At 38.5% G+C, this 21,414-nt stretch carries 25 protein-coding genes, 1 tRNA gene and 2 riboswitches; of the genes, 12 read left to right on the top strand and 14 right to left on the bottom strand.

Translation table 11 applies throughout. The features are described 5' to 3' along the window. Positions 1 to 383: 383 nt before the first annotated feature. Genes FZC41_RS02000 through FZC41_RS01980 form a run of 5 tightly spaced genes read right to left on the bottom strand, consistent with a single transcriptional unit; the run spans position 384 to position 3,120 of the window. The gene (locus FZC41_RS02000; protein WP_148565696.1) at positions 384 to 1,142 is read right to left on the bottom strand and encodes an ATP-binding protein; all 759 of its coding nucleotides are present in this window, start codon (positions 1,140 to 1,142) and stop codon (positions 384 to 386) included. Next, positions 1,139 to 1,906 (bottom strand): ATP-binding protein, encoded by a 768-nt coding sequence (locus FZC41_RS01995; RefSeq protein ID WP_148565695.1) that lies wholly within the window; start codon positions 1,904 to 1,906, stop codon positions 1,139 to 1,141. The genes FZC41_RS02000 and FZC41_RS01995 overlap by 4 nt, the downstream gene beginning before the upstream one ends. A 1-nt stretch (position 1,907) precedes the next feature. Beyond that, positions 1,908 to 2,147, bottom strand: a complete 240-nt coding sequence (locus tag FZC41_RS01990; RefSeq protein ID WP_148565694.1) for a kinase — start codon at positions 2,145 to 2,147, stop codon at positions 1,908 to 1,910. Beyond that, the gene (locus FZC41_RS01985) at positions 2,137 to 2,337 is read right to left on the bottom strand and encodes a hypothetical protein (protein ID WP_148565693.1); all 201 of its coding nucleotides are present in this window, start codon (positions 2,335 to 2,337) and stop codon (positions 2,137 to 2,139) included. The genes FZC41_RS01990 and FZC41_RS01985 overlap by 11 nt, the downstream gene beginning before the upstream one ends. A 12-nt stretch (positions 2,338 to 2,349) precedes the next feature. Continuing rightward, a complete protein-coding gene (locus FZC41_RS01980; RefSeq protein ID WP_148565692.1) occupies positions 2,350 to 3,120 on the bottom strand; it encodes an ATP-binding protein in 771 nt (256 codons plus the stop codon). A gap of 164 nt (positions 3,121 to 3,284) precedes the next feature. On the opposite strand from FZC41_RS01980, the gene FZC41_RS01975 reads away from it, so the two are divergent. Both FZC41_RS01975 and FZC41_RS01970 read left to right on the top strand, forming a co-directional pair. Further along, positions 3,285 to 3,866 (top strand): TetR/AcrR family transcriptional regulator, encoded by a 582-nt coding sequence (locus tag FZC41_RS01975; RefSeq protein WP_148565691.1) that lies wholly within the window; start codon positions 3,285 to 3,287, stop codon positions 3,864 to 3,866. A 714-nt stretch (positions 3,867 to 4,580) separates the two neighbouring features. Beyond that, a complete protein-coding gene (locus FZC41_RS01970; protein ID WP_186855121.1) occupies positions 4,581 to 5,210 on the top strand; it encodes a DUF3786 domain-containing protein in 630 nt (209 codons plus the stop codon). 50 nt (positions 5,211 to 5,260) lie between these two features. Here FZC41_RS01970 and FZC41_RS01965 read toward each other — a convergent pair whose 3' ends face one another. The 3 genes from FZC41_RS01965 to FZC41_RS01955 all read right to left on the bottom strand — a co-directional run bounded on the left by FZC41_RS01965 (position 5,261) and on the right by FZC41_RS01955 (position 7,123). Continuing rightward, on the bottom strand, positions 5,261 to 5,836 hold the full coding sequence (locus FZC41_RS01965) for a TetR/AcrR family transcriptional regulator (RefSeq protein ID WP_207725013.1): 576 nt from the start codon (positions 5,834 to 5,836) through the stop codon (positions 5,261 to 5,263). Positions 5,837 to 6,665: 829 nt separating this feature from the next. Further along, a tRNA-Thr gene (locus FZC41_RS01960) sits at positions 6,666 to 6,741 on the bottom strand. A gap of 76 nt (positions 6,742 to 6,817) precedes the next feature. Beyond that, a complete protein-coding gene (locus FZC41_RS01955) occupies positions 6,818 to 7,123 on the bottom strand; it encodes a rubredoxin (RefSeq protein ID WP_148565689.1) in 306 nt (101 codons plus the stop codon). A 167-nt stretch (positions 7,124 to 7,290) separates the two neighbouring features. Continuing rightward, positions 7,291 to 7,384, top strand: a riboswitch (THF riboswitch). Between the two features lie 52 nt (positions 7,385 to 7,436). Between FZC41_RS01955 and FZC41_RS01950 the strand changes: the two genes are divergently transcribed. The 5 genes from FZC41_RS01950 (at position 7,437) to FZC41_RS01930 (ending at position 11,612) form a co-directional block, all read left to right on the top strand. After that, positions 7,437 to 8,195, top strand: a complete 759-nt coding sequence (locus FZC41_RS01950; RefSeq protein ID WP_148565688.1) for a folate family ECF transporter S component — start codon at positions 7,437 to 7,439, stop codon at positions 8,193 to 8,195. Positions 8,196 to 8,506: 311 nt separating this feature from the next. Next, positions 8,507 to 9,436 carry a class II fructose-1,6-bisphosphate aldolase gene (gene fba / locus FZC41_RS01945; protein WP_148565687.1) on the top strand — a complete coding sequence of 310 codons (930 nt, stop codon included), beginning with the start codon at positions 8,507 to 8,509 and terminating at the stop codon, positions 9,434 to 9,436. A 173-nt stretch (positions 9,437 to 9,609) separates the two neighbouring features. Continuing rightward, a complete protein-coding gene (locus FZC41_RS01940) occupies positions 9,610 to 10,590 on the top strand; it encodes an RluA family pseudouridine synthase (protein WP_148565686.1) in 981 nt (326 codons plus the stop codon). Between the two features lie 2 nt (positions 10,591 to 10,592). After that, positions 10,593 to 11,129, top strand: a complete 537-nt coding sequence (locus FZC41_RS01935) for a Holliday junction resolvase RecU (protein ID WP_148565685.1) — start codon at positions 10,593 to 10,595, stop codon at positions 11,127 to 11,129. Between the two features lie 3 nt (positions 11,130 to 11,132). Further along, positions 11,133 to 11,612, top strand: coding sequence for an S-ribosylhomocysteine lyase (locus FZC41_RS01930; protein WP_148565684.1), 480 nt, complete (start codon positions 11,133 to 11,135; stop codon positions 11,610 to 11,612). A 28-nt stretch (positions 11,613 to 11,640) separates the two neighbouring features. On the opposite strand, the gene FZC41_RS01925 is transcribed toward FZC41_RS01930, so the two are convergent. Then, entirely contained in the window at positions 11,641 to 12,498 is an 858-nt protein-coding gene (locus FZC41_RS01925) for a hypothetical protein (protein ID WP_148565683.1), read from the bottom strand. Between the two features lie 33 nt (positions 12,499 to 12,531). Next, the gene (gene thyX / locus FZC41_RS01920; protein WP_148565682.1) at positions 12,532 to 13,308 is read right to left on the bottom strand and encodes an FAD-dependent thymidylate synthase; all 777 of its coding nucleotides are present in this window, start codon (positions 13,306 to 13,308) and stop codon (positions 12,532 to 12,534) included. Between the two features lie 245 nt (positions 13,309 to 13,553). On the opposite strand from thyX, the gene FZC41_RS01915 reads away from it, so the two are divergent. Then, positions 13,554 to 14,087, top strand: a complete 534-nt coding sequence (locus FZC41_RS01915) for a M48 family metallopeptidase (protein ID WP_148565681.1) — start codon at positions 13,554 to 13,556, stop codon at positions 14,085 to 14,087. Between the two features lie 164 nt (positions 14,088 to 14,251). Here FZC41_RS01915 and FZC41_RS01910 read toward each other — a convergent pair whose 3' ends face one another. The 4 genes from FZC41_RS01910 to FZC41_RS01895 form a co-directional block, all read right to left on the bottom strand. Next, positions 14,252 to 14,890, bottom strand: coding sequence for a 3-oxoacid CoA-transferase subunit B (locus FZC41_RS01910; protein WP_148565680.1), 639 nt, complete (start codon positions 14,888 to 14,890; stop codon positions 14,252 to 14,254). 11 nt (positions 14,891 to 14,901) lie between these two features. Next, the gene (locus FZC41_RS01905; protein ID WP_148565679.1) at positions 14,902 to 15,612 is read right to left on the bottom strand and encodes a CoA transferase subunit A; all 711 of its coding nucleotides are present in this window, start codon (positions 15,610 to 15,612) and stop codon (positions 14,902 to 14,904) included. 380 nt (positions 15,613 to 15,992) lie between these two features. Then, entirely contained in the window at positions 15,993 to 16,712 is a 720-nt protein-coding gene (locus FZC41_RS01900; RefSeq protein WP_148565678.1) for a hypothetical protein, read from the bottom strand. A 4-nt stretch (positions 16,713 to 16,716) separates the two neighbouring features. Continuing rightward, positions 16,717 to 18,015, bottom strand: a complete 1,299-nt coding sequence (locus FZC41_RS01895) for a hypothetical protein (RefSeq protein WP_243136626.1) — start codon at positions 18,013 to 18,015, stop codon at positions 16,717 to 16,719. Between the two features lie 332 nt (positions 18,016 to 18,347). Further along, a riboswitch (THF riboswitch) is annotated at positions 18,348 to 18,440 on the top strand. A 139-nt stretch (positions 18,441 to 18,579) separates the two neighbouring features. On the opposite strand from FZC41_RS01895, the gene folE reads away from it, so the two are divergent. From folE to folK, 4 genes are all read left to right on the top strand, one after another. Further along, positions 18,580 to 19,137, top strand: coding sequence for a GTP cyclohydrolase I FolE (folE, locus tag FZC41_RS01890; RefSeq protein ID WP_186843883.1), 558 nt, complete (start codon positions 18,580 to 18,582; stop codon positions 19,135 to 19,137). A gap of 9 nt (positions 19,138 to 19,146) precedes the next feature. Next, positions 19,147 to 19,629 (top strand): HD domain-containing protein, encoded by a 483-nt coding sequence (locus tag FZC41_RS01885; RefSeq protein WP_148565676.1) that lies wholly within the window; start codon positions 19,147 to 19,149, stop codon positions 19,627 to 19,629. A gap of 126 nt (positions 19,630 to 19,755) precedes the next feature. Further along, positions 19,756 to 20,583, top strand: a complete 828-nt coding sequence (folP, locus tag FZC41_RS01880) for a dihydropteroate synthase (RefSeq protein ID WP_148565675.1) — start codon at positions 19,756 to 19,758, stop codon at positions 20,581 to 20,583. Beyond that, complete coding sequence (folK, locus tag FZC41_RS01875; RefSeq protein ID WP_148565674.1) at positions 20,565 to 21,383, top strand: 2-amino-4-hydroxy-6-hydroxymethyldihydropteridine diphosphokinase; 819 nt, start codon at positions 20,565 to 20,567, stop codon at positions 21,381 to 21,383. Before folP ends, folK begins: the two co-directional genes overlap by 19 nt. The last annotated feature ends 31 nt before the right edge of the window (positions 21,384 to 21,414 follow it).

Below are 21,414 nucleotides of genomic sequence, written 5' to 3'. Positions count from 1 at the left end.
TTACTAGGAAGCGGTCCGTACCGGTTTGAGGGGTCAATGTAGAAAAACAAGAGTAATATTATTCTATTGTTCCAAAAAAGCTCCTTTAGTAGTACCTGGTGCAGCACCACCCTTTTCCACTAATTTAATTTCATTCCCCTCTAATCGATACCCGTAACCAGCAGTATATCTATCTCTCTGACAGGGAGAATATAGCACGATGTTTAAACTTTTCCAATACAGGTGTCGCTAATTGATCCAAACAATAAGTTTTAAATAATGAAAATCTAAATCTTTTGTCAAAGGATGTTGCAAGTTCTGGTAAATAGTTTTCCTTTAGTATATCCCTCCTTACCGCAGCATATCCTACAAAAGTAATACTAAAAATATAACCATCTGATGAATTACGATTGAAAATAACGCGATGATAATCTCCGCAAATCTGTTGCAATTGTTTCTGATAGAAATAATTCTTTGCCGGTTAATCCTGCTTCCATAATCTCTTGATCCAAACCAATTTCAGCAATAATTTTCTCGGATTTTTCAATGCTTTCACACATCACCTTTTTATTTCCATCAGTGGTCTTATTTAGTATATAATAAATTGGTTTATCAATACTTGCCGCCAAACCGGCAATTTTTTTTGTGAGCTTCAACGATTCATGCGATGGATCGACAACCATCAGAATCATATCAACGCCATTGTCAATGCTTCGACCAAAGTGTTCAACTCCTGCTTCCATATCCATCAGGGCAACCTGATCTTTATTTAGTTGCAGATTCGCAATAAATTGCCCGATCACCGTCCCCATTGCACAGGAACACCCTTCATTAGCCTGATTAATTTTCCCGCTTACCATTAGTTTAATTTTATTTTTTTCGGTATAGTATCCTGCCGGAATATCCGCTACGGTCCAAGCTTGATGAAAAAATTGATGGCTGAACTGAGACAGTAACATATCCGTCATCACCTTCTCCTTGCCACCAAAGTAACCGGTAAATCCTTTTGGCGACTCCATACCCAATTGGACATGTAAACCATAATTTGACTCGTCCGAATCAATAATCAGCACTTCTTTATTTTTTCCGGCCAATGTTTTTGCCAATAGGGTTGTAATCGTGCTTTTACCACAACCACCTTTTCCACATATTGCTATTTTCATTGTTTTTGTTCAATCCTTTCTTTAATGCTAATAATCTCATCAATCAGTCCCTGACTGCAATCAAAAGGTGATATGCCATTACGGTCAGCATCAATAACTTCCGAATTGAAATGAATCAGCCCCAACAGCTCCTCCTCGGGTATTTTTGAACGGATAAACGCTTCATCCTTCTCATCCCGAATTTTGTTGGCAACCACGCCCACGCGAGGAACCCCTAAGTCTCTGGCCAGCCGTTTGACGTTGCGATAGGTCTGGATGCTTCTGGCACCGGGCTCAATTACCACAATAAACTGATCCATTCCCTGTGTTGTTCCTCTGCCCAAATGCTCGAGACCAGCTTCCATATCCAAAATAGCTACCTCGTCCCTGAATAAAATCAGGTTGCTGATCAGTGTTTTCAAAATGATATTCTCCGGGCAAATGCATCCTCCACCAGCTGTTTCAACCGTTCCCAAAACCAGCAATTTAACACCCTCGTGCTCACGACTGTAAATTTCCGGAATATCTTCGACCCGGGGATTAAGTTTAAAAAACGTGTTCTGCTCAGTTACTCCAGTCCGTTCAGCAATCATTTTTTTCATTGCGCTGATCGGAACAATGGCATCCGCTTCTTCTTCGGTAAATCCTAATGCCAATGCCAAATTTGCATCGGGATCGGCATCGGCGGCAATCACCCGTTTTCCTTCTTGTGCATACAAACGCGCTAATGTTGCAGCAATCGTTGTTTTTCCGACCCCGCCTTTTCCTGTTACGGCTATTTTCATGCTATTCTCCCCATTTTTTCATAATCTCAATCAGATCATTTTCATAATCACCCAGAAATTCTTCAAGCTTTCCAATATTTTTCACATTGCTTTCGACACCATACTGGTCATCCATAAATTCCCAGACATGGTAACTGACACCCAGGTATTCAAAATCAATACTCCCCAGTTCTGCGACATCGGTGTAGCGATACGGCCACTCTTTTGATTCAATAAACTGTTTTATTTGATCAAGCGCCATGTTGTTCCCTTAAAATTTCTGATAGACTTAAACCTTCGCCAATCACATAATCACAGCTGGCACATTTTTCTGTTCCGATCGTTTTGCCATCTCGGACAAATAATTTAATATAATCACCGCATTCGGGGCAAGCAATTTCTTTTAAAACAAAATTATTACGGGCCTCATGACATCCTGCTAAGATACTCATTTTTTTACTCCTTTATAATTGCAGCTTATCGGCAATTTGCTTCAGTGCAGCACGAACTGGGGAATCGTCAGGCAACTTAACAATTGGTTTGCCATCACAGTCATACTGATAAACTTGCTGATCTTGTGGAACAACACCCAAAAGCGGTAATCCCTGAATTTGAACTTCTTCCAGCGTCCCGGGATCAAGCTTTCCTTCGGGTGCCCGATTGACAATTAGACCCATTTTCGTTGGCTGAACCTTTAATTCGCTTATCAGCCTGGAAATCCTTCCGGCTGCCTGTACGCCGCGGCGGGAACAGTCACTCACCAGAATCATCGTATCTATTTTTGGCAATAATCCCCGGCTGATATGTTCCATCCCGGCTTCATTATCAACAACGATAAACGGGTAATTCGTCTGAAGTCGCTGAATCTGAGTTTGGACAATCCCATTTACAAAACAGTAACATCCTTGGCCCTGTGAACGTCCCATCACCATCAGATCATAATCTTTTTCTTCGGTAATTGCATCGTTCATCCGCATTTCCATATAGACTGCCTTTGTTATTCCATTGGGAATCTCATAGCTTGAATCAACGCCAGCCCGCTCGATGATTTCTCGAAGTGCACCCATCGTTGGACCCGCCTCGACCCCAAGTACCTCATTCAAATTTGAATTGGCATCAGCATCCACTGCTAACACCGGCACCTTTCCGGTATCACACAAATACTGAATCAGTAAGCCACAAAGTGTCGTTTTGCCAACCCCACCTTTACCGGCTAATGCAATAATATGTCCCATTTTCTCTCCTCCTCAACTCAACGCATTGTAAAATTATCAACATACCGTTGATTTTTCTTACTGAATTCATTATAATAACGGGAGAGTAATTGTTCAATCATCAGTTTTTTCGATTTGTTTTGTTTATCAACAGATTGATGAATCTGTCAATTTCAGGAGTAAAAATGCGAAATCAAGAAGTAAAGAAAAATGATCGGCGAACCCGGTACACACGAAAAGCGATTAAGGAAGCTTTTTTAAATGAACTGAGCAAAAAAAAATTTGGCAAGATCAGCGTTACAATGATCTGCCAAATCTGCGAAATTAATCGGGGAACTTTTTATCTCCATTATTATGATTTGGATGATGTATTAGATGACGTATTAAGCGATGCGTTAGCCGATACCTCCGATGTTCTTGATCATGTCTTGTGTCCGGACAAAATGAACTGTACCTATCCCTTTTGTGAAAAAATGCAATCCAATCAGAAATACCGGCCGCTTTTTTTTGATGAAATCGCGGCATCGCGACTCATTGGTAAACTGTCGGATTTGGCCAAGGAAGATTTTGTGACCCGACTCATGCAAAACAGTATTCTAACCTATGAACAGGCCGAAGCCATTTTTTATTTTCAGATCAATGGTTGTCTGACCATCAACCAAATGATGTTTAAAAACCATTGCACTGACTGGAAAAAAATTCAGCTGACCATCGATGGCTTTCTTCGTGCTGGTATCCAAGCTTTTCTTGATCCTGATCGGGCATGAATTGCTTCTGCCGGGGCAGTCAGGAAAAATTACCATTGCAAAGGCAGGGCGCTTGAGTCCACACTAAGACCTGCCAGTTCGGCTAACTGATAGAGTGCAACCATATCAATTGTGACCATGCTTTCTCCATGAATAAAATCAGTGGCACTTATATCAAACAGCATGTTTGATTCCCCACATTAATTTTAATAACTTTTCCAATTTATCCATGTGTCCTGAGAAGGTTCTTGCAAATGGATCTAAAAGGCCATTTTCCTGTTTCAGGGGACGAGGCCGTTGCAACCATAATCATCACGGCATAGACATCCCATGTGGTGAAGTACGTTTCGGCGATAAGTTACGGCGGTCAAATCCTTTGGAAATCTCTGCCTATGCAACTTTTTCATTCATTTTTAACAGTCGGTTCAACAGATGCAGGCAAGCCTGCTCCTAGCTGATAACTCATATTTTTCCGCAAACTATTGTTGAGCATCACTTAAAATATCTTTATGTTTCATCGCTGTTCTGCTTGATTTTTTTTCCTGCAAATATACTGATCTCCAAAACAACAACCTCCTATTGATATTTTATCGATCTGTTATATAAATACATTAAATTTTATTGACAAATCAGAAAAACAACGTTAACATCAATGTGAATGCGTTCATAATTGAAATTGTTCACTAAAAATATTAACTCATCAATGCATGAATAGAAAATGGAGGAGAGATGGATATGCAAAAAGATAATTACAAAAATGTGTGCGAATATTGGAGACTAAAGACTTTGGAGACTGACTTCCGGGAACGCTATGTTGCCCTGGGACTACCCGGTTACAATGATAATAACCTGCCAATTACTTATTTTGGTGTCGATTATGAAATTAACCGATCTGATGCCAAAATTCATAATATTGAAAAACCAGAAGAAGAGTTGGATTTTTGTACTCAATCAGCCATTTATCATTTGTTTCATTTTTCTAAAGAAGCACCAAGAAATTCCAATAATTTTATTCCCCTACACGAACTGAGGGGAGCAGCACCATTTAGTCCGGCATTTAAAAAATCAACGCTAAATCCCTTTGCCAAAACATTTGAAGGTAAAACCCTACAATTAATCGAGACTGGAGAAAAACTTGGTTTTGAACGGTTGTCAAATTCAGATGCGGGATTTCAGGCAATGGCATTCACCTGTATGCCAATTCAGTTTCTTTTTTGGGACGGGGACGATGAACTACCGGCCCAGGCAACGATCCTGTTTGATGAAAAAATAACAGATTTTACCCATGAGGAAACCGTTATCGGAATTGGCAGTGATCTTGTGAATCGTCTTATCGATGCGGCAGGACTAAAACGACTGGCATAATTAAGATAATCGATCATGGAGAGATAAACCATTGTCAATTTATCGTGGTATTATTTCTCCAAAAGCCCGTTCATAAATAAACTTAATTTGCAACTCAGGTTTTTCTCAAAAGGGATTTTCGAATGGCTGGTGATTGCAGATTTAATTAAGCCCATAAACAGTTCAGTGATCATTTCAATGGGAATATCGTTTCTGAAGTCGCCATTTTTTTGTCCTTCCTGGATCATATTAACTAAAATATCCCTGAATTCAGTTCCGTGGGGTGGTCCCATCAGGGCGAGATGGTGATTGCATAAGTTAAATAATTGCTGATTTTCTTTAAAAATTTTTCCGATGGTTAATAAAATTTGTGCAATTTTTTCTGGCGGACTCATCGATGAGTGATTCAAGTCTTCCAGAGAATCCTTTGTGTCGTCCAGTTTTTTTGCCAGAACATACTTAAGAAGATCCTCTTTTGAATGAAAATAATTATAAAATGTTCCTGTGCCAATATCCGCTGTTGTTGCAATTTCAGATATGGTGGTTTCCTCAAATCCCTTTTCAATAAATAGTTTCATTGTAACATCAACCAGTGTAGCGAGTACCTGTCGTTTTTTTCTGTCTCTGCGACTGATTTCTTTTTTCATAAATTTACCTTCTAAAATAGGAGTCGGAATATTTCCGTTGATACATAATTCCGGTATCAATCCGTCCAAGCTGATGATTAATAGTTATTGTTAATAACTCAACTTTTATTTCTATTTCCATAATATCAGTTACCTCACATTTTCAATGATACGGCGGTAGTGTACAAGAGGATTAAGCGAGTTGAAATAGAGTATGTTTGATCGTATGTAAAGCTTAACGCAAAGAATCATAACATTCTATAATTAGTCGCCTACGATATAATTTGATAGTGTATCATTTTTATATTGCTTGTACAATGATCAAATTTAATAATCTCAACTTTCCCAGCTTCAAAATTCAGCTGAGACCTTAAAACAACACAATCTAAAGCTTCTGAAAAACAGAAGTTGACAGAAAAATGCGCCCAACATCTGATATAATGAAAATCAGATGTTGGGTGCATATCACTATGATAAACCAAAACAGCTTATCTGAACAGACAAATATTTGTGTTTTTAAAAGTCTGCCTGGGGTATTTATATCTTACTATAAACACTGTGAAGTCGAAGGATTTCTCGATACTTGGTCATAAATAGACCCCCTGTAGTTATTTATGCTTTATTGGCATATGATGATAAACTATACCCAGATGGCCCTCCTATGAACAGGGTGCTCTTTTTAATGATAATATTCAACACTCACTCAGCTTACAAAAGCACGACAAAAAATAGGGGTAAAATAGCCAGAGTTTTTTGATTTTTCACAGTCGGTCATACTTTAGGTGGAGACAAAAATCAAAAAAAGAACCACTAATTAAAGCCGTTCTTTTAACAAAATATTATTTTTTACTGGAGCTAGCGGGCGGAATCGAACCGCCGACCTACTGATTACGAATCAGTTGCGCTACCATCTGTGCCACGCCAGCAGTAAAACTTACTAAGCTATCATAACACAAACCTTCACTCTAATTCAATATCTTTTTATCATTTTTATTTTTCGACTTATCCTACCATTTCGGCCTTTGACATTTTATCAATCATATATCTTATTTCTTCTGCTTTTTGAAAAACCGCCACTTCAGAACGATCTAAATTAATATTACTTCTTTCTTTTGACAATTGAATTATTTCGTCTGATAACGTTGCCCATTTCTGATTCATCTCATTAGTGAAGTATCGATCAGAATCTTTTTGATCATTAGCTTCAATCATTTTTTTTCGAGATAGTCCGTATTGGGGACAATTATCCGGTGCTCCAATATATTCCATCATGTAATTATACTCACTGCATTTCCATAATTTTTTCATTTATTACCCTCCACCGCTTGTTATTTTGTAAACATTTACGACTATGATAATATATTTACCCAATTGACTATAAATTAACAATGTTTTCTAGATTTTCCCAATATTTTTGATAATTATTTATCCTTGTAATGATCCTTCTCTCCGTGTTAGAATGGCCATAACTTAATACCAGAGTAGACAAAGATGCGTAAAGTGTTAAAGGATGGGAAGTTGCCTTTAAACGAAATGTGACCATTGCGGTATCTTGTCGCTTCCGCTGTTACAATGCAGATTGTAGGCGCGGAAGCATTACTTTATAATCGAAGGAGGATTTATGAAAAGTAATGCTTTTATTAGTAGTCCCACAAGAACAAGAATTGTTGTCAATTGTGGTCTGCTTATTGCCATCAGCATCGTGCTGAAGATTTTATTTGAGGTGTATATCCCTCTCGGTGGTTTTCCTTCACTAAGGCTTAATATCACTGCTTTGCCTATCATGCTCAGCGGCATATTGCTAGGTCCTTTTGCGGGTTTTGCCGTCGGTATCATCTCCGACCTCATGTGTTTTATCATAAAGCCGGGTGGTCCATTTTTCATTGGATTTACCGTGGCTAGCGGTCTTACTGGCTTTATACCAGGACTTCTTTTTATGCTTTTAAGAAAGAAGAAAACCAAATATCTGGAATGGTTTAATTTAGTCTTTGTTGCTTTATCCGGGACTATTCTTGCTATTTTCGGCGTGTTTAGTTTTTCGAATGGTAGTGTTTATTATGCAGGCGAACCATTAAACATGGTTTTCTTTATCATCTTTATTGCTTTAATGATTGCATTTGCTGTCTTCCCCATTATTGTCGTAAAGAAATCAAATCTCGATAGTGAATATCGAAGCGATCACATTCTTTTTATCGTTAGTGTTTCACAAATGGTCACATCAATTTTATTGAACACGTGGTTTTTGAGTATTCTTTATGGACAGGCAGTTGCAGTTTTGCTCCCTGCTCGACTTATTACCAACATCTTTCTGATACCACTTTACACCATTATTTTGGTAGGATTATTAAAAACGCTTCCCGGATTTCTTAAACAACATTAGTTTTTAAAAACTCCTGCAAGCTCTCATCAAGTGCCCGATATCGTTAATTATCATTATTACTGATAATTAGCAAGATCGGGCACTTTTTTTAATATTGCCCTTGTCTTGCCACAACGCGTTCTAAATAATTATATTTGTTATAATTTTAACGCACTCTTTATCGATTTTTACAAATTTTGAAATTGTAAAAGTAGTATAAATTCTTGTCAATTTTCGCTCGAAGCTTGAGTATTCCTACAAAATAGAGTATACTGACATTGTCATAAATACAAACATCTTATAATTTAAATACACTTAGGAGGTTTTCGAAAATGGGATTAGTAACATCAACCGAAATGTTTAAAAAAGCTTATGAGGGTGGTTATGCAGTAGGTGCTTTCAATGTTAATAACATGGAAATCATCCAGGGTATTGTTGAAGCCGCTGGTGAAGAACAGGCACCGCTTATTCTTCAAGTATCTGCCGGCGCTCGTAAATATGCCAATCCAGTTTATTTAAGAAAACTAGTAGAAGCTGCAATTGAAGTCAGCGGTTTAGATATCTGTTTACATCTGGATCATGGTTCCGATTTTGAAATTTGCAAAGCATGTGTTGACACTGGCTTTACATCCGTAATGATTGACGGATCGCAACATCCCTTTAAAGAAAATATTGCCTTAACTAAACAAGTAGTGGACTACGCCCATGATCACGGCGTTGTGGTAGAAGCCGAGCTGGGTAAACTGGCTGGTATTGAAGATGACGTTGTTGTAAGTGCTCCTAATGCAACATTCACCGATCCGGATGAAGCGGTTGAATTTGTTGAAAAGAGCGGTTGTGATTCTTTAGCAATAACAATTGGTACAAGTCATGGTGCTTTTAAATTTAAAAGCGAACCGCGTCTTGATTTTGAACGACTTGATACCATTACAAACCTTCTTCCTGGATATCCACTGGTACTGCATGGTGCCTCTTCTGTCCCCAAAGAATTTGTGGATTTATGTAATCAATATGGTGGCCAAATTCCCGGTGCTCAAGGCGTTCCAGAAGAAATGCTTAGAAAAGCTGCGAAATCTGGCGTGTGTAAAATAAATATTGATACCGATTTACGTTTAGCAATGACTGCTTCTATTCGAAAAGTTTTTGTTGAAAATCCCGGTTGGTTTGATCCCCGTCAGTATTTAGCACCCGGTCGTTCTGCCATAAAAGCAATGGTTGCTCATAAAATCAAAAATGTTTTGGGTTGCAGCAATAAACGATAGGTTGTATCCCTAATTACTATGATTCTCCGTTTTAGAGCGTGTCGCAAAATGACTTATCAAGTTAAAATGCGACGCGCTCTTTTTAATTACTTTGATTAATGCTGTTCAAACGCTGTTTTTTTTGATCGTTTCCATGGTATAATAATTACAAAAATACAATAGAAGGATCCTATATGAAAGAAATTATTATTACTGAGAATGAAAACAATCAACGATTAGATCGTTTTCTAAAAAAGCTCATGCCCCAGGCATCCACTGGATTTCTCCAAAAAATGCTGCGTAAAAAAAGAATAAAGCTTAATGGCCAAAAATCCGAACCATCCACTAAGATTATAACAGGCGATGTGCTTCATATTTATTTTTCTGAGGAAACCATTTCAAATTTTCGATCATCACGGACACTCAATAAAAAGATTTCTATAAACGATACCTCTTTAGATATTATTTATGAAGACAGCAATCTTTTAGTCCTTAACAAACCTTCCGGAATTCTTACCCAACCGGATAAAACCGATGAATTATCGCTTGTTGATTATGCCGTTGATTATCTTATTAAAAAGGGTGATTACAATCCAAAGGTCAATCTTACCTTCACTCCCGCCTGTGCCAATCGCCTTGATAAAAACACGACTGGGATTATTCTCGTTCCCAAAAATTATAAAACCCTACAATCGGTTAATGAAGCGATCCGAACAGATCAAACGCGGAAAATATATTATGCTTTGATCTTGGGTCATCCAAAGGAATGCGGAGAGATTATCGGTTACTTAAAAAAAGATCCGATTAAAAACACCGTTACTTTTTCTGAAAAGCCGACTTCGGCTACGGACAAAAAATCCATTTTAAACTATGAAACAATCGAAAGTCACGGCGATTACTCTTTGTTGAAAATCACCTTACAGACCGGTCGGTCTCACCAGATACGGGTTCAGCTTTCAGCAATGGGTTACCCCATTCTTGGAGATCCTAAATATGGGAATCGTCATATCAACAGCCGTTTGTATGAAGATTTTGGCGTAAAAAACCAGCTGCTTCACAGTGCTGAATTCACCCTGACAACCATGAATAAAACCTTTGAGGCGCCCTTCCCTTACATTTTTCTGAAATCACTGAAAAATTTCGGATTCAGTGAGTCTTTTGACGCCGCGGTTTAGATATGGGCTATTGGACCAGTAGAGGGCTTCGGGGAAGTCAACTTGAAGAAAATTTAAATATCACCAATAAAATTTATTTGGAGCAGGGCTTAGCGGTGGTTCAAAAAATACCAACCGCCATTAAACCGGTTGAACTGGACCCCGGCAAGGGAACCATTAAGCTGGCTTATTTTGAAGAAAAGAGCACGGTGGATTATTTGGGAAACATTCAGGGCATACCGGTCTGTTTTGATGCCAAGGAAACCAATCAGAAACGGTTGCCGATAGCCAACATTCACCGTCATCAAATAGAATTTATGGACGCTTTTGACAAACAGGAAGGGCTCTCCTTTCTCATTGTTCATTTTAAATTCTGTGATGAAACCTTTCTGCTTCCCTTCGAAATCTTAAAAGCCTATTGGGATCGTGCCCAAAATGACGGACGCAAATCCATCCCTTATGCGGATTTCGATCAGCACCTGCGGATCTATTCCGCTCACAACATCCGCCTCCATTATTTGGAGACCATTAATCTTTATCTTACTGGAAAGGAAAAATAAAAAATGAATAAAATAGCAAGCTTCACCATCAATCATCTGGATTTATTACGAGGAGTCTATCTTTCACGAAAAGATTATTGTGATGATCACTGCATTACCACCTTTGATATTCGCATGAAAGAACCCAACCGAGAACCGGTCATCAACACCGCTGAGCTCCACGCTTTGGAACACTTAGGGGCAACCTTTTTAAGAAATGATCCCGTTCTTAGTGACAAGATCGTTTATTTCGGACCGATGGGGTGTCGTACCGGCTTTTATCTCCTGATGAAGGGGGAACTTACCCCTCAGGATATTATTCCTTTATTGACTGAATTATTCGCTTTCATGGCTGATTTTAACGATGATATTCCTGGTGCTTCTCCCCGCGACTGTGGAAATTACCTTGACATGAATCTTCCCATGGCTCGGTTTGAAGCAAAGAAATTTCTCGCCGAGATTCTTGAAAATATGCAACCGAAAAACATGGTTTATCCCCAATAAAACAAAAAGCCCTTGCGGGCTTTTTGTTTTATTTGAGTGTTTTTGTATCGGGAACTTTTTCTTCTTTTTTCTTTTTGTTTTTTCCCATCATCCGATCATAAAATTGTTCTGAGTATGATTTTTTTTCAGCTTTTTCTTTTTCCCGAATTCTTGAAAGTTTGTTAATCCGACTGATCCATTTTTTGGATTCAGCAATCACATCTTTATCATCGGGTTCCGGTATCACTGCCGACCATTCCTGAAAAAGTTTTCCATTCCTGGTTAATGACTCATAATTAATGGCTAAAACCTTATATACATCGTCACCATTATTATATTTTTTTATTTTTGCCTGAGCCTTCGACCATTTATGAAAACGTCCCATAATATAGGCACTGTCCTCATTAATGATGGTGACATACGGTTTAAGAAGTGCCCGGGCCTTAAAACTTTGAGGAAATACAAGCAGAAATAACAACGAAGTCCCCCCAAAGAAAACAAAAAACAAAACTCCCAACCATCTCATACTTCCGGAAAATGTTACCGTCATTAATATTGCTATGATGAGTTCTAATCCCAAAAGAATCCAAACTTTTTTCTTATCAGCATTTCTTTGAAGTTTACTTAACTCTCCAACAAATGCTCTGTATTTGGCTTCATCATATTCCCATACCAATGATTCATCTTTTTTTTCTAAAAAAGCATTGAATTGTCGATAACGCCTGTAATAAAAGACACTATAACCGATGGCAACCAGAATAACCAGCACGCCAAAATATATAAAATAGAAGCTATAACTAGCCAAACTTGCAATCACAAAAGGCACTAAAATAATAACGATTCCTAAAACAGCTACGATTAACGATATTAACACATTCTGTTTTTCAGGATTTTTAATTTCTGACATGCTTTTTCACAACCCTTCATTTTTTTATGAACTTTATTTGTTGAATTTCCCAAACTTTTCTCTTACTTCGTTAATTTGTCCACAAGTCATGCTGCCTTCGGGACAAGGTCCCTCGACACATCGCGGACCTCCATTTTTAAAAAGCAATGGTGCAACTTTTTTACATTCAATTAACATTTGCGTGGCCAACTCTCTTATTTCCCACTGAGCACGATTACAGCAGCGTTGATTAAAAAAATGCAACAACTCCCGGGCATTCATCGTTACCACAATTTTTGTTTCGCACGCATTGGGTAATACAAATCGCGCGTCTTCAATTCCCTGTTTTTCTGCTGCCGCAGCTGCTTTTTTTTCTGAAATGCCAGTCGCAACTAAATCCTTTGTTACCTTAGCGATAAGTTTTTCGGCAAGAAGATCATACGTCATTTGGGCATTTTTCATTCCTTCAATAAATATTTTTTCCCCATCAGGCAAGGATTTTATTTCCGGTGGAATGACATAATTAAACTGCCCTTCACTGACATACCGTTGCGATTTCTGACTAAAACTCGCCATCCGATGACGGACTAATTGATGGGTCAATGAACGGCTGACGCCTTCAATGGCAAAGGTAAAGGTGGCATGTTCAATCGGTGACGCATGACCCATGTCCATCAATCGGGATAAAAATCTTTCGACATTTTCATCAGTTAGATCTTCCATGATCTCCTTGGCACCGGCTTTTGAGTAACAAAGCTTAGCCGCAGCCGCCACTAATTTTTCTGGTTCCGGTGTATGTTGAATCAATGTGACACTTAGTGTTGTTTCCATAAATTCTCCTCTCATTTGAAAGATTTTTCCTTCTCATTTTTTGTTTTTGCGAATACTTTGCTTATTATAATATCTAATTATAACATTTTTCTCCTGATTGTACAGGTCTAATCGTTGATAGCAAAAATTTGTAATTCCACTACTAATTCTTTTCCTATGCTGACAACTATTTTCATTCTGCTTGGGCTGGTTTTTCGATATAATAATTATTATAGATCAGTTATTAGAAGATGGAGGTAAACCTTATGTTTGATAATCTTGATACCGTTCCTGAACTTTTGAAAAATTTTCAGTTTCAAACGGGAGAAAAGCATAAATTTCTTGGTGATAACTACCGCCTAATGGTGGAGGAATCCTATGATACCGGTGTAATCATTGATAATTACAACATGGTTCTTTCGGTCCAGGATATGAACTCAGCTAAACAAAAAGAATTTGTTTTAGATATGTGGTACCGGGAACAGGCCCGGGATGTTTTTGTGGATGCGATGTCCACCGCAATTGTCAAAGCCGCTCCGTATCAGGTCAGCTTTCCAGAATTGAAGATTTATCGCCTCGAAGACCGTTGGGGATCCTGCTCACCCAAAAGCAAACGAGTGATCCTTAATCTTGAATTGATCAAAACGCCTAAAGAATGCATTGAATATATTGCCCTTCATGAAATGCTTCATTTTCGTTTCCCCAACCATAGTTTATCTTTTTATGGCGCCCTTGGAACACTTATGTCTGATTGGAAAGAACGAGAAGACATGCTTAATCGGAAATACCGATTGCTTTAAAAAATAAGAACGAACCTTAAAGCCAACATTTATCTGGTAATATGCATCGAATTGGAAGAGTCAAAACTTGTTCGCGCCTGATGCATTTAATCAGAATGCTGGCTTAAAATTCACCTTGTTATTTTGCTTTATTTGATTAAAACACTATGAAAAACACTTTCGATTTATTCCCATTCCTTAATGTTGACAATTTCTGCTTCTGTCAGTTGTTTCACTTCAGAAGCCGTTACACCTGGTGCCAGTTCTTCTAAATATAAGCCATCTTTATTTACACGAAAAACTGCTTTGTCGGTTATAATTAAGTCCGCTACTCCTGCAGCGGTCAACGGCAATGTGCATTTTTTACGGATTTTGGCTTTCCCGTATTTATCTGTATGGGTCATTGCCACAATGACTTCTTTACAGCCATACAATAAATCCATTGCTCCGCCCATTCCGGTTAGTAATTTGCCGGGAATTTTCCAACTGGCAATGCTGCCCTCTTGATCAACTTCTAACGCCCCTACCACAGTCATATCAATATGCCCCCCCCTGATCATGGCAAAGGAGGTTGCCACATCAAAAACGGCTCCGCCTGGAAGCATGGTAATCGGTTCTGCTCCGGCATTGGCAATATCCGGATTACTTTCTCCTCTTTGCGGTTTTGGCCCAAACATGAGTCCGCCATTTTCTGTTTGCAAATAAACATGCGTGCCTTCAGGTATATAATTTGCAGATTCAGTAGGAATACCAATTCCCAAATTAACATACATGCCGTCTTTAAATTCTTTTGCAATCCGTTTCGCGATATAATTTTTCGGCATTTTCCAACCTCCTATAATTTATTTGTGGAAATCCACAAGGCTTCATAAATTTCTTTTCGTTCCTCATAAGTATGTCCCTGGACAATATAATCAACAAAAATTCCCGGTGTTCCAATCGCTTCACAGTTGATTTCTCCCACCTCAACAATTTCATCTACTTCAGCAATGACAATATCGGCTGCTGTCGCCATAATGGGATTTGTATTGCTCATTCCTTTGTATTGCAGATTTCCCAATGAATCGCTTCGAAAAGCTTTAATAATGGCTACATCGGCATGAATTGGTTTGAATAACAGATATTCTTTTTCATCAATTATAATTTTTTCGGCCATATCTTCAACTTCTGTGCCAATTCCCACTGGTGTTACGACTGCACCCAAACCGGCACCACCGGCACGCACTCGCTCAACAAAAGTACCCATCGGACTTAGCTCCAGTTCTATTTCCTGATTGACAATCTGTTTAATCAAATTAGGATCCGTTCCAACATGGGCAGTAATATACTTAGCAATCTGCCGGTTCAAAACTAATTTTCCGATATCCACCCCGCCACCACGATAACCTGCACCAATACTGATCACCGTTAAATCCTTTATTTTTTCTGCAACCATTTTGTCAATCATAACAAGCGGAACGGCAGCTCCTAAAAATCCGCCGATCATAACCGAGGATTTATTTTTGATTTTTTTAACGGCTTCTTCTGGTGTGATTTGCATTGCCATTATAATGCCTCCTTTAATTAATTTTCTCAACCATCAAATGATGGTTCCTCAATTTAACACAAAACCATTCAATCACACGGATAATTTTTTAATCTGTAGATAGAATTTTTCGCTCAATTTTTCTTATGTTTAAACCTATTTTCGCTAAATATATCGTTTTTCTATTAACGTTACACTTTAATTAAAATCGGCGTATCGTTAATCAAAATCCGGATCTGTTTTATTTACTTTCGCTAATCAGGAATTTTATTATTATTAAGAGTTCTTAAGAAAAAAAACCTGAACTACCGGGATTGAACCGTATAATTCAGGTTTATATTTTTTATTAATCTATCAATGATTTTGACGTTACCCATAATTCTTTGGCCATTCATTGATATTTAAATATGCAATTTCTCGCGGATTATTTTTCTCGTCTTTTCCGGAATCCGGTGATAAACTGTCTGAAGTAAAATAATGATACAGACTCCGGATGCCGCTACCACCAAAGACCAGGTCAAATGAAGGTTGCCCAAGATATTCAAACTAATAATTCCATCCAGACCAATGGCTAAAACAATGCCGAAAATAATGATATTCGTAGGAATAAAAACAAATTTACTTTGATGCCGGGTATGCTTAAGAACCAATCGGAACAGACTGACGCCTAAATACAGCAGGGTCGCTATGGGCAGTGCATAATCTAAGAACCAATTATTCTGACTGCCGCTGATATTATAGACACAATAACAGGTTATCACCACCGTCAGATAAGCGCCAAGGTAATTATAATTGGGTTTTAAATAATTCATAGCGAAAAAAATGATGGCAAAGATGCTGACGAATCCCAATGCCGCATATTTGAGCAGCGCATGATTCCAGGGATAAACCAAATAAACCACACCGATGATCACGACCATGCTCAAGGCAATGATGCCAATCGAAAAAAAGGCCAGATTTTTTTTCCCCAGATGGTCTTCCGAATAAGTATTGATCGCCTGAGGATATTTACTATTCACAGACTCATGCGCATCGCCGACATTGGGAATCGGGAAATCACACAAGGGACATTTTTCTACACCGTGTTCAACTTCAACCCCACATTTTGGACAATAAGCCATTTCTTCACCTCTTGTTCGTTTCTATTTTCACAGGAATGCCTAACTTTCTTATTTTTCTAAAAAATATTTTTTCTATCACTGTTTCCCCGGTCGTTTTTCCAAATGAAAGGGAAAGACTGCCATTATAACTGACCATCACCAGCTTAAGCCGACTTTCCGCGCTGGGCGGCGGGAAAACTTCAAAACTTTTAACATAAGCCTTAATTTCTTCAGGTACAGAGACAACACCCAGGTTCGAAAGCCCACTGGTATATCCCCGTTCTCCAAATCGATTATAAACGATTGGCATCAAAAGCTTTTTAACCCAAAGTGGAATGATTCTCAAAAATATAAATTGCTCATTTCGCACATTCCTTGAAATATAACGATTGATATTTTTTCTATTCATGTATAAACCCATGTATCCCTTTATTTGCTCAATGATTTCCTCACGCGTATAATAACCAAAAGCTAAATCAATTTCCGGATTTAAACTGATAAAAAAGTTTCTTAGCGTAATGGAGGGAAACATTTTTCTTAAATCAACCGGCACATTTATGGCTATTAGCTGACGTTGCTTCTTTTTTTCACTCATCGGTAAACCCTGGATGTATTCCTGAATGCTTTCAAAGTATAAGGCCAGCATAAATTGGGTAATGGTACACTGATGTATCTTTGCCAGACCTAAAAGCGGATCAACCGGAACAATTCCGGTGAGCAAAAGATACTCCCCTTTATCAAGCAACTCAAAAGGAAAATGGAATACTTTTCTACTGCTCGGCGGTGATGGCACCTTTCCTTTGTAATAGACTTTAAACGAATCTTCAAATTCTTTGGGATCAACTTCAGACTCGATATCCATGGCTTTACCCAAATTCTTGGGACTGATTCCTTTTTGTATTTTAAAATATTCGATGAGCAAGGTTTGGGTAAATACCAATCCCCCAGCACCATCACAGATACTGTGATTAAATTCAACGTGAATATAGGATTTATAATACAATACCCGAAATGGAAAGGTTTTTCCCTGCCGCTGCCGCATCGTTTTACAAGGATAATAGGTTTCTTCCCCAACCTTAGGGATCGCCTCGGTGTGCTGATAATAATACCAAAAAATGCCCCGTTTCAGGGTTACCTGAAAATAAGGGAAACGATGAATAATCTGTTCCAGCGCTTTTTGAAGAATAGTCGCATCAACTGGATCAGATAACCCTACCGATATTCGATACACGGTTGACATCCGGGAGGATGCAATGGCCGTATATAAAAATCCGGCATTATCCAGTGAATAGAATTTATTCTTATGCTGTTTTTCTTCCATCATCAATCGCCTCCATCTTAAAATCCCATTATTTTTTGATTCCGGTCTGTTTATATTAATTATTCTAACATAATGTTCTTAATTAAACGATTATATTCCATTCCTATTTTCGTAAAATAGATAGTTTATCACGTATTCGATTACATTATTTTAACAATACCATCTAAAAGCGGTTGAATTTTTTCAATTAATTTCTCTTTTTAGTTCTAGAATTTTCAAACTGTTTTTTTTAACCAAAAAACGTATTTATCGATAAGTTTATTCAGTTATTGATATACTTAATATTACTCTTGAATATAAACGTTTCGCATGTTAAAATACACTCAATTAAATATAACAGAGTAGATAAGATGCGTGAAGTGTTAGAGGATGGGAAGTTGCCTTTAAACGAAATGAACTCATTGCGATATCTTGTTGCTTCCGCTGGACCCCTTAAGCTACCAATTAAGGGTTGCGGAAGCATTGCTTAAAACATTTTGTTTTATTTGAGTAATGCTTTTTTTATTTGGTTTTAGTAAAAACCATTCCAAATCAACGCTTTATTGGTTTGGCGATAGGAGAAAAATGATCGATCAAAAGAAAATTCAAGAAGCTGTAGTTATGATTTTAGAAGCCATCGGAGAAGATCCGACTCGTGAAGGGCTGGTTGAAACCCCGGCGCGGGTTGGCAGAATGTATGCCGAAATTTTTTCTGGATTACATGAAACTCCAGAGCTTCATCTTTCAAAAACCTTTGCTGTTAAATCAGACGATATCGTTATCGAACGAGACATTCCTTTTTATTCAATGTGCGAGCACCATCTCTTGCCTTTCTATGGCAAGGTTCATATTGCTTACATTCCCAATGGCCGCGTGGCCGGACTTTCAAAACTGGTGCGAACCGTTGATGTTTGTTCAAAAAAACCACAGCTTCAGGAATCCTTAACCACTGATATTGGTGATGCCATGATGAAATATCTTCATGCTCGGGGTGTCATGGTTATTATTGAAGCTGAACATCTATGCATGAATATGCGTGGGGTTAAACGTCCGGGAACAAAAACAGTCACCGCTATGCAAGCAGGTATTTTTGAAAATAACAAAGAATTAAAAGACGAAGTTCATAACCTTTTAAGCATAAAGTAGGAGTGATCAATGGATCCTTTGAAAAACACCAATCATCTTTTACAAAATAAAGACTATCAAAAGTATCTAACCAAAATCAAAATCTGTGAAGCGCAACGAAAGTTTTGTCGGCATGATGTTTCGCATTATCTATCCGTAGCCCGCATTGCCACAATAAAAGCCCAGGAATCTGGATTAAACTGCTCCCGGGATCTTATTTATACAACAGCACTGCTGCATGATATTGGTCGTTTTGTTCAGTATGAAAATAAGACGCCGCACGAAATTGCATCGCACGAATTAGCTATTCCATTACTCAACACCCTGGATTATGATACTGTTGAAAAAGACGTCATTTTGGATGCGATCCTTAATCATCGCAACCCAGAGGCCAAAGCATTCAGTAAGATTTTTTACGAAAGCGACAAAATTTCCCGGGAATGTTTTTCTTGTCAGGTTGAAAAAGAATGTGATTGGCCGACACAGAAAAAGAATCTTAGGATCATTTATTAGAAACAGGCTAGCGCAAAACAATTGGTAAATTGATTCAAATGTCCGTTGTTGCTGAATGCTAATTGATATTCAGCAACAACGGACATTAAATCGTCGTTTTGCTAAAACCTCAACAAAGGAGACCAAATGCAAATTGGCAACAAAATTTTTGATTTAAATAACAAAGTTTACATCATGGGGATTCTAAACGTCACCCCCGATTCATTTTCTGATGGTGGCACCCACAATACCTTAGATACTAGTCTTAGACATGTTGAAAAAATGATCGCCGACGGCGCGGATATTATCGATTTAGGCGGTGAATCCACGCGACCCGGCTACACCGTTATCAGCGATGCAGAAGAAATTGATCGGATTATCCCCGTGATTGAAGCGATTCATCAGCGTTTTGATATTCCAATTTCCATCGATACCTATAAAGGGCAGGTTGGTGAAGCGGCCCTTAACGCCGGTGCAGACTTGATCAACGACATCTGGGGATTTAAAAATGATCCCTATCTTGCCGAGGTCACTGCCAAACATAAAGTTCCATGTATCCTGATGCATAATCGGGATAATCAAAATTATACCGATCTTATGACTGATATCTATCAAGATCTGGAAGCATCCATTGCCATTGCTTTAAACGCCGGAGTATCTAAAGATTCCATTATTCTTGATCCCGGCATCGGTTTTGCCAAAGACTACCATCAAAATATGAAAACCATCCAGCACCTGGAATCCCTGCAAACTCTCGGCCTGCCGATTCTTCTGGGGACTTCACGGAAAGGCTTCATTGGTATAACCTTAAACTTACCGGTAAACGAACGAGTGGAAGGCACCGTCGCCACTACTGTTATCGGCATTATGAAAGGCGCATCCATTATTCGCGTCCATGATGTGCTGGAAAACAAACGTGCGGCAATCATGACCGCAGCAATTTTGAAGGGGGAATCATGGATAAGCTCTATATAAAAGATCTGGAAGTTTTTGCCTATCACGGTGTTTTTCCTGAAGAAAAAAAGCTTGGTCAAAAATTTCTGATCTCAGTAACGTTGAGCCTCGATATGCGCGAAGCCGCGATTACCGGTGATTTATCAAAGTCTGTTCATTATGGTGATTTATGTCAGGCTCTTGAAACCGAATTTAAGAAAGCAAGTTATGATCTTATTGAAACCGCCGGGGAAATGCTTGTCATCTATATTTTAAACCATTATCCCATGGTTTCCCAAGTAAGCCTGATGATTAAAAAGCCATGGGCGCCTATTCTAAAATCACTGGATACTGTGGCCATTGAAATCAATCGCGAATGGCATGAGGTTTTTATTGGCTTAGGCACGAATATGGGCGATCGCTCCCAAAATTTAGAAGCCGCCATTGAAGCAATTAAAAATACCGAAGGCCTTCAGATTCTTACTCAGTCCACAATTATTGAAACCGAACCCTGGGGCTATACCGATCAGGCTCCTTTCCTTAACGGTGTTGTCAAGGCCAAAACATTTTTACCACCGCGGGAACTGATGACCTTGCTGCTGGAAATTGAACTTGATCTAAAACGTGAACGCACAATTCACTGGGGTCCCAGAACCATCGATTTGGATGTCTTGTTTTATGATCAGCTGATCAGCAATGATCCTCATGTTCTTCTTCCCCATCCGCGCATCCACGAACGGGCTTTTGTCATGGAATCCATGGCTGAAATCGCTCCCTATTTTGTTCACCCTGTTTTTAATAAGCGGATGATCGATATTTTAGCCGAACTAAAAAAGTCATAAGACATCATTCCACTAAAAAAGAGGCTCATCG

The sequence above is a fragment of the Acetobacterium paludosum genome, from assembly GCF_008086595.1.
Classification (GTDB): domain Bacteria; phylum Bacillota; class Clostridia; order Eubacteriales; family Eubacteriaceae; genus Acetobacterium; species Acetobacterium paludosum.
This window is presented reverse-complemented; position numbering and strand designations above follow the sequence as displayed.

Excerpts from the sequence above, each read along its gene's own strand:
- FZC41_RS02000 (WP_148565696.1), bottom strand. The coding sequence starts at position 1,142 with ATGAAAATAGCAATATGTGGAAAAGGTGGTTGTGGTAAAAGCACGATT.
- FZC41_RS01995 (WP_148565695.1), bottom strand. The coding sequence starts at position 1,906 with ATGAAAATAGCCGTAACAGGAAAAGGCGGGGTCGGAAAAACAACGATT.
- FZC41_RS01990 (WP_148565694.1), bottom strand. The coding sequence starts at position 2,147 with ATGGCGCTTGATCAAATAAAACAGTTTATTGAATCAAAAGAGTGGCCG.
- FZC41_RS01985 (WP_148565693.1), bottom strand. The coding sequence starts at position 2,337 with ATGAGTATCTTAGCAGGATGTCATGAGGCCCGTAATAATTTTGTTTTA.
- FZC41_RS01980 (WP_148565692.1), bottom strand. The coding sequence starts at position 3,120 with ATGGGACATATTATTGCATTAGCCGGTAAAGGTGGGGTTGGCAAAACG.
- FZC41_RS01975 (WP_148565691.1), top strand. The coding sequence starts at position 3,285 with ATGCGAAATCAAGAAGTAAAGAAAAATGATCGGCGAACCCGGTACACA.
- FZC41_RS01970 (WP_186855121.1), top strand. The coding sequence starts at position 4,581 with ATGCAAAAAGATAATTACAAAAATGTGTGCGAATATTGGAGACTAAAG.
- FZC41_RS01965 (WP_207725013.1), bottom strand. The coding sequence starts at position 5,836 with ATGAAAAAAGAAATCAGTCGCAGAGACAGAAAAAAACGACAGGTACTC.
- FZC41_RS01955 (WP_148565689.1), bottom strand. The coding sequence starts at position 7,123 with ATGAAAAAATTATGGAAATGCAGTGAGTATAATTACATGATGGAATAT.
- FZC41_RS01950 (WP_148565688.1), top strand. The coding sequence starts at position 7,437 with ATGAAAAGTAATGCTTTTATTAGTAGTCCCACAAGAACAAGAATTGTT.
- fba (WP_148565687.1), top strand. The coding sequence starts at position 8,507 with ATGGGATTAGTAACATCAACCGAAATGTTTAAAAAAGCTTATGAGGGT.
- FZC41_RS01940 (WP_148565686.1), top strand. The coding sequence starts at position 9,610 with ATGAAAGAAATTATTATTACTGAGAATGAAAACAATCAACGATTAGAT.
- FZC41_RS01935 (WP_148565685.1), top strand. The coding sequence starts at position 10,593 with ATGGGCTATTGGACCAGTAGAGGGCTTCGGGGAAGTCAACTTGAAGAA.
- FZC41_RS01930 (WP_148565684.1), top strand. The coding sequence starts at position 11,133 with ATGAATAAAATAGCAAGCTTCACCATCAATCATCTGGATTTATTACGA.
- FZC41_RS01925 (WP_148565683.1), bottom strand. The coding sequence starts at position 12,498 with ATGTCAGAAATTAAAAATCCTGAAAAACAGAATGTGTTAATATCGTTA.
- thyX (WP_148565682.1), bottom strand. The coding sequence starts at position 13,308 with ATGGAAACAACACTAAGTGTCACATTGATTCAACATACACCGGAACCA.
- FZC41_RS01915 (WP_148565681.1), top strand. The coding sequence starts at position 13,554 with ATGTTTGATAATCTTGATACCGTTCCTGAACTTTTGAAAAATTTTCAG.
- FZC41_RS01910 (WP_148565680.1), bottom strand. The coding sequence starts at position 14,890 with ATGCCGAAAAATTATATCGCGAAACGGATTGCAAAAGAATTTAAAGAC.
- FZC41_RS01905 (WP_148565679.1), bottom strand. The coding sequence starts at position 15,612 with ATGGCAATGCAAATCACACCAGAAGAAGCCGTTAAAAAAATCAAAAAT.
- FZC41_RS01900 (WP_148565678.1), bottom strand. The coding sequence starts at position 16,712 with ATGGCTTATTGTCCAAAATGTGGGGTTGAAGTTGAACACGGTGTAGAA.
- FZC41_RS01895 (WP_243136626.1), bottom strand. The coding sequence starts at position 18,015 with ATGATGGAAGAAAAACAGCATAAGAATAAATTCTATTCACTGGATAAT.
- FZC41_RS01885 (WP_148565676.1), top strand. The coding sequence starts at position 19,147 with ATGGATCCTTTGAAAAACACCAATCATCTTTTACAAAATAAAGACTAT.
- folP (WP_148565675.1), top strand. The coding sequence starts at position 19,756 with ATGCAAATTGGCAACAAAATTTTTGATTTAAATAACAAAGTTTACATC.
- folK (WP_148565674.1), top strand. The coding sequence starts at position 20,565 with ATGGATAAGCTCTATATAAAAGATCTGGAAGTTTTTGCCTATCACGGT.